Origin of the sequence: Acinetobacter sp. V2, from assembly GCF_001188385.1 — a bacterium.
Lineage (GTDB): Bacteria > Pseudomonadota > Gammaproteobacteria > Pseudomonadales > Moraxellaceae > Acinetobacter > Acinetobacter oleivorans.
In genome coordinates, this window is sequence record NZ_JZFB01000004.1 from 28,837 (window position 1) to 35,481 (window position 6,645).

The following is a 6,645-nucleotide window of genomic DNA, read 5'->3' on the forward strand; positions in this document are numbered from 1 at the left end:
ATGGGCACATACGACGAACTGAGTTCACGTCAGAAACATGAACCATTACACAGCCGCGTAATTGACGGATACGTTTAGCAGATTTTTTGGTCAAAATGTGGCGCTTAAATGCTTGTTTGCGCTTGAAACCGTGTGCAGTCGCTTTGAAGCGTTTAGCAGCACCGCGGCGAGTTTTCATCTTAGGCATAACAACCTCTTTTGAACACCTGTTCGGAACGTTTGCACCATTGCAAAAACGACCTGCAGGTAAGGGAGCCGATATTCTAAAGCATCCCAACTTAAAACAAAAGTAAAATGCTCATTTTTTGATAGTAAATTGTCTATTTTATATAAACGATATTTTCTATAATCAATTATCAAATTACGAGAAAATCCACAAAATCATCGCCTATAATAAGTGCAATCTCTTAAATTCAAAAGAATATGAATATACAAAATGATGCTTTCGCTGCATTACGGTATCGAGACTTCTCTATCGTTACGATCAATCAGTTTTGCTTAACGCTCGCAATTTTGATTCAAGAAATTATTGTTGCCTATTCATTATACCAAATCACCAAAGACCCACTGACTTTAGGTTTAATCGGACTTGCAGAAGCCATTCCTTTTATTGCCCTTTCTCTTTGGGGAGGTTATTTTGCAGATAGCTTTAATAAACAGATTATTATGAAAATCTGTTTATTTTTCTCAGTTCCCCTTCCCTTGGTTTTATGGTTACTTTTCCACTTACATGGTTTAGGACATATCAGTGTTAGCTTCCTTTCTTGGGGCATTTATGCTGTTATTTTTGGCTTAGGAACAATCCGCGGTTTCTACAATCCTTCTGCAACATCTTTAAAACCATTTTTAATTCCACGCGAACTTTATGCAAATGGTGCGACATGGACAACCATCGGCTGGCAAAGTGGTGTAATTATTGGACCAATGCTGGGTGGTTTTATGCTTGCTTATTTAGGCAGAGAAACCAGCTTATTTAGCGTTGCTGTTTTGCTTGGTATTTGCTTTATTTTAATTAACTTATTGCATAAACGTGATTTCCCCAAAATTGAAACGGACAATATTTTAGAAAGCCTAGGAGACGGTTTCCGTTTTATCTGGAAAACCAAAATTGTTCTTTGGGCGATTTCTCTTGATTTAGCTTCTGTTTTATTTGGTGGCGTTATCGCGTTATTACCAATTTTCGCAGAAGATATATTAAAAGTCGGTCCGGAAGGGCTTGGATATTTGCGAGCGGCTCCCTCTATTGGCGCACTTATTACCATGATTGCTTTGACTCGCTTTCCACCAACTCAGCATGCATGGCGTAACATGCTACTTGCTGTAGCAGGTTTTGGAATATTTACTATTCTGTTCGCCTTTTCAAACAATATGTGGTTATCTCTTTTCGCTCTTGCTATGACAGGCGCTTGTGACAGTATTTCTGTTGTTGTAAGACAAACCATTTTGCAAATTTTCCCACCAGAAAATATGCGAGGCCGCGTTGCTGCCGTAAACGGGATGTTTGTATCTTCAAGTAATGAATTAGGGGCCTTTGAATCAGGTTTAGCGGCTAAATATTTAGGCACGATTACCGCTACAATTTTTGGAGGCTGTATGACTCTGGTTGTTGTGACTTTCTGTTGGATCAAAACGAACGATCTATTTAAAGTTGATATCACCAGAAGCTCAGAAGATTAATTTAAATAGTTATAAATCAAAGCATCTTCGGATGCTTTTTTATTTTAAATAAAACCCATCACCACCCAGTAAATAAACAAATAGCGTCCTGCTTTGGCAATAATAACAATACCAAGGAAGCGCCAAAAATTTTCTTTGAAGAGTCCAGCAACCAAAGTAATTGGATCACCAATGATAGGCGCCCAACTTAAAAGTAAAGAGTAAAAGCCATACTTATGATAAAAGCGTTGGGCTTGTTCTAAACGCTTTTCAGAAACTGGAAACCACTTTCGATGTTTAAATTGCTCTATCTTTAGGCCTAACCACCAATTAACACAAGAACCTAAGACATTACCCAAAGTAGCAGTACCGATTAAAAGCAAAGCTGAATATTGTCCCTTTAATAATAAAGTGACTAATACCGCTTCAGACTGTAGAGGTAATAATGTGGCAGCACCAAAAGCACTGATAAAAAGCAAAAAGTAACTCAGCATAAGCAATTACACCAAATGACTTTTTGCTTTAAGCATTTATTAAATCTAGGCAAGAAATTAAGCCACTTTAATTGATAGCGCTTTCTGAACTGCTGGGCGTGCTGTTAAGCGCACAATATATTCTTGTACATATGGATAGTCTTCAAGTTGAATACCTTGCCATTCATAACGCAAGATCCAAGGTAAAATTGCCATGTCAGCAATCGAGTACTCACCAGCAACAAACTTCTGACCAATTAATTGTTTATTAAGTACACCATATAAACGTTTAGTTTCATTTACATAGCGATCTATGGCATAGGGAATTTTTTCTGGGGCGAAACGATTAAAATGATGATTTTGCCCAAGCATAGGCCCTAACCCGCCCATTTGCCACATGAGCCACTGCTCAACCTCAACTCGCTCTTGTTCATCATCTGGATAAAATAATCTAGTTTTTCGACCTAGATATTGCAAGATAGCACCCGATTCAAATATAGATATCGGCTCACCACGAGGTCCATTTTGATCAACAATCGCAGGAATTTTATTATTTGGAGAAATTCTCAGGAAATCTGGTTGAAATTGATCATTTTCTAAAATATTAATTGGGTAAAGGGTGTAATCCAATCCCATTTCTTCTAAGGCAATTGTGATTTTATGTCCATTGGGAGTGCCCCAATAATATAGATCAATCATTCTATTTTCCTATTCATCGTTATCATGACTGCGTCTTGCGTTATATCATGTTTTAAGAGGAGCGATGAGATTTCCAACACTAAAAAACACATAAAATTCGTGAATTGAATTTCTTAAAAAAATATAGCAATTGTCTTAAATAAAACTGAACAAAGAAAAGTTAAGTGATATTTTTTATTAATATTAGAGTAAAAAAAAGCACTGCTTTTGCAGTGCTTTTTTTGAGTATTACTTTTTCTTTTTCGGTCCAAGTAACATACCCATTTGACGGCCTTCCATTTTTGGTGCTTGTTCCACAACCCCATACTCAGCCACGTCTGCTTCAATCTTTTGCAATTGAGCTAAGCCAAGTTGTTGATGAGCCATTTCACGACCACGGAAACGTAAAGTGATCTTCACTTTGTTTCCTTCTTCAAGGAATTTCAAAATAGCACGAAGCTTAACTTGATAATCACCAACATCAGTTGCAGGGCGCAGTTTGATTTCCTTCACTTGCACTTGATGCTGTTTTTTCTTCGCATCTTTTTGCTTCTGCTTAAGGTCAAACAAGTGCTTGTTGTAATCCATAATTTTACAAACAGGCGGCTCGGCGTTTGCAACGATCTCAACAAGATCAAGTTCAACCTCTTCAGCAGCACGCAGTGCTTCACTTAATGAAACAATTCCTTTTTGCTCACCTTCAGCACCGACGAGGCGTACTTCTTTTGCACGGATCTCATCGTTAATTGCTGGACGGTTGCTTTTTGCACCTTGTTGTTGGTTACGGTCAGGCTGTTTAATCTTTCTTACTCCACAATATACCGGCCGCGTTCGGCGACGGCAGACTTCACTAAGTCAATGAATGCATCTACTGACATAGTACCTAAATTTTTTCCTGAGCGCGTACGTACATTCACTGTACCTTCTTCAACTTCTCGATCACCAAGAACTAACAGGTAAGGAATACGCTCTAAAGTACGCTCACGAATCTTAAATCCGATTTTTTCGTTTCTCAAGTCAGAAATAGCACGAAGACCATTTTCTTTGAGTTTTGCTACGACTTTCTCACAAGCCTCAGCTTGAGAGTCAGTAATATTCATAACACATGCTTGTAACGGCGACAACCAAGGTGGCATGAAACCAGCGTAGTGTTCAATTAGTATACCAATAAAACGTTCAAAACTGCCAAGAATTGCACGATGCAACATAACAGGCTGATCACGATCATTGTCTTCAGTTACGTAAGACGCATCTAAACGCTCTGGTAAGTTGAAGTCACACTGAATAGTACCACATTGCCATACACGTCCGAGACAGTCTTTCAATGAGAATTCAATTTTCGGACCGTAGAACGCGCCTTCACCTGGCTGTAATTCCCACTCAAGACCTGCTGCATCTAAAGCATCTGCTAAAGATTTCTCAGCCATATCCCAAAGCGCGTCATCACCCACACGTTTTTCTGGACGTGTAGACAGTTTCATTTGCACTTCTTCAAAGCCAAAATCTTTATAAACATCTAAAGTGAGTTTAATAAAGTCTGCAACTTCTTGACCAATTTGTTCTTTAGTACAGAAGATATGAGCATCATCTTGTGTAAAACCTCGTACACGCATAATACCGTGTAAAGAACCAGATGGTTCGTTACGATGGCAAGAACCGAACTCGGCTAAACGAATTGGTAAATCACGGTAAGACTTCAAACCTTGGTTGAAAACTTGCACGTGACATGGGCAGTTCATTGGCTTAACCGCATAATTACGACTTTCAGAATGAGTCGTAAACATGTTGTCAGCGTAGTTTGCGGCATGACCAGATTTTTCCCAAAGCGTAAAGTCTACGATTTGTGGAGTTTTAATCTCGAGGTAACCATTGTCTTGCTGAACTTTACGCATGTATTGTTCAAGAACTTGATAAATCGTCCAACCATTTGGATGCCAGAACACCATACCTGGTGCTTCTTCTTGCATATGGAACAAGTCTAAGGCTTTACCAATTTTACGGTGGTCACGCTTTTCAGCTTCTTCAATACGCTTAATGTACGCAGCAAGCTGTTTCTTATCAGCCCATGCTGTACCATAAATACGTTGAAGCTGTTCATTCTTCGCATCACCGCGCCAGTAAGCGCCAGAGATTTTTGTCAGCTTGAATGATTTTAAGAATTTGGTGTTCGGTACGTGTGGACCACGGCACATATCCAAATAATCTTGATGGTAGTACAAGCCCATTTGTGTTTCTTCAGGCATGTCTGCAATCAAGCGTAATTTGTATTCTTCGCCACGTGCAGTAAATTCAGCAATTACTTCATCACGTGGTGTCATTTTTTTAACGACATCGTAATCTTGGTCGATGAGCTTTTTCATGCGCTCTTCAATCGCTGCCATATCGTCTAATGTAAATGGACGAGGCATCCAGATGTCGTAGTAAAAACCTTCTTCAATGACTGGACCAATCACCATCTTGGCTTCAGGGAATAGCTGTTTAACAGCATGTCCTACAAGGTGTGCACAAGAATGGCGAATAATTTCAAGACCTTCTTCATCTTTTGGAGTGATAATTTGTAAGGTCGAATCTTCGGTAATTAAGTCACATGCATCAACTAAGCGATCATTTACACGTCCGGCAACAGTATTTTTTGCTAGACCAGGCCCGATACTTTGGGCAACTTCCATAACAGATACAGCGTGATCAAAACTTTTTTGATCGCCATTTGGCAATGTGATAATTGGCATAAAAAAATCCTTAAGGAGTGATGCCCTATACGAAGGAGCATTTCACCGCGAGATTATGATCGAGGCGAACCTCAAAATATAAAAACGGTGTAAATCAAAATTAAAAACCTGAAAGATTTTACACTTGTTCAAGCAAAGTGAAAACCTTTGAGCCCACAAAATCATAAATACATTTTGCTTATCAGGTAAACAGCAATAAATGACTTAAAAATATATTGGGAAGATTTTTTAAACACACTCAGCGCAAGTGGTTTAAGATGAAGAAAATAGCATTTTTGCTCATTTTCTGACTGAAGGGTATTTCTGTTTAAGACTAAAGCATAGATGCTTTGATGAGTATTAAGTCATATTTTCAAAGAATGAATTAAAAATAGAACACGGAGTTGTTTACCATGGTTAGTGCTTATGATGAGTTACCACGTACACCCGCAAACTTTGTTGCATTGTCACCTCTACGCTACTTAGAGCGTGCAGCTTATATTTATCCAAATCAAGCTTCGATTATTCATGGTAAGCGCCAAATTTCATGGAAAGAAACTTACCAACGTTGTTGCCAGTTTGCTTCTCAGCTCAAACAACTGGGAATTGAAAAAAATGATACGGTGTCGGTCTTATTACCAAATATTCCTGCCATGGTTGAAGCACATTTCGCAGTTCCAATGGCTGGCGCTGTACTTAATACACTCAATACACGCTTAGATGCAAAAACAATAGCCTTCATGCTTGAACATGCTGAAAGTAAAGTGCTATTGGTTGACCCTGAATTTGTTAATTTGGCAAGAGAAGCCCTTTCTCTTATTCCTGACCAACACATTATTGTGATTGATGTAGCTGATGATGAATATGAAGGTGAAAATCAGTTTATCGGTTCGTTTGAATATGAAGAATGGATAGCCCAAGGCGATATTAACTTTGTATGGCATTTACCAGAAGATGAATGGGATGCAATTAGCTTAAATTACACATCTGGAACAACGGGTAATCCTAAAGGCGTTGTTTATCATCATCGTGGGGCTTATCTCAATGCTGCAAGCAACATCTTAGCCTGTGGCATGAAACCTCGTGCTGTGTATTTATGGACATTACCGCTTTTCCATTGTAATGGCTGG

At 38.8% G+C, this 6,645-nt stretch carries 7 protein-coding genes; 2 read left to right on the forward strand and 5 right to left on the reverse strand.

Features of this window, described 5'->3' with window-relative positions; translation table 11 throughout:
• Nucleotides 1-187, reverse strand: a 187-nt coding sequence (gene rpmI, locus UC75_RS13090; RefSeq protein WP_049837863.1) for a 50S ribosomal protein L35, incomplete at its 3' end; no start/stop codon positions are given.
• A 236-nt stretch (nt 188-423) separates the two neighbouring features.
• On the opposite strand from rpmI, the gene nreB reads away from it, so the two are divergent.
• Nucleotides 424-1,677, forward strand: coding sequence for a nickel resistance MFS transporter NreB (gene nreB / locus UC75_RS13095; protein WP_049837864.1), 1,254 nt, complete (start codon nt 424-426; stop codon nt 1,675-1,677).
• 44 nt (nt 1,678-1,721) lie between these two features.
• Here nreB and UC75_RS13100 read toward each other — a convergent pair whose 3' ends face one another.
• The 4 genes from UC75_RS13100 to thrS form a co-directional block, all read right to left on the reverse strand.
• Nucleotides 1,722-2,150 (reverse strand): YqaA family protein, encoded by a 429-nt coding sequence (locus tag UC75_RS13100; RefSeq protein WP_049837865.1) that lies wholly within the window; start codon nt 2,148-2,150, stop codon nt 1,722-1,724.
• 57 nt (nt 2,151-2,207) lie between these two features.
• Nucleotides 2,208-2,828: a glutathione S-transferase N-terminal domain-containing protein gene (locus UC75_RS13105; protein ID WP_049837866.1), complete on the reverse strand. Its 621-nt coding sequence runs from the start codon at nt 2,826-2,828 to the stop codon at nt 2,208-2,210.
• 228 nt (nt 2,829-3,056) lie between these two features.
• Nucleotides 3,057-3,608 (reverse strand): translation initiation factor IF-3, encoded by a 552-nt coding sequence (gene infC, locus UC75_RS13110; protein ID WP_081399203.1) that lies wholly within the window; start codon nt 3,606-3,608, stop codon nt 3,057-3,059.
• Nucleotides 3,609-3,613: 5 nt separating this feature from the next.
• Nucleotides 3,614-5,536, reverse strand: coding sequence for a threonine--tRNA ligase (gene thrS, locus UC75_RS13115; protein ID WP_004794546.1), 1,923 nt, complete (start codon nt 5,534-5,536; stop codon nt 3,614-3,616).
• A 392-nt stretch (nt 5,537-5,928) separates the two neighbouring features.
• Between thrS and UC75_RS21660 the strand changes: the two genes are divergently transcribed.
• Nucleotides 5,929-6,645 (forward strand): AMP-binding protein (locus tag UC75_RS21660; RefSeq protein ID WP_228137361.1); only part of this gene is annotated, 717 nt, incomplete at its 3' end.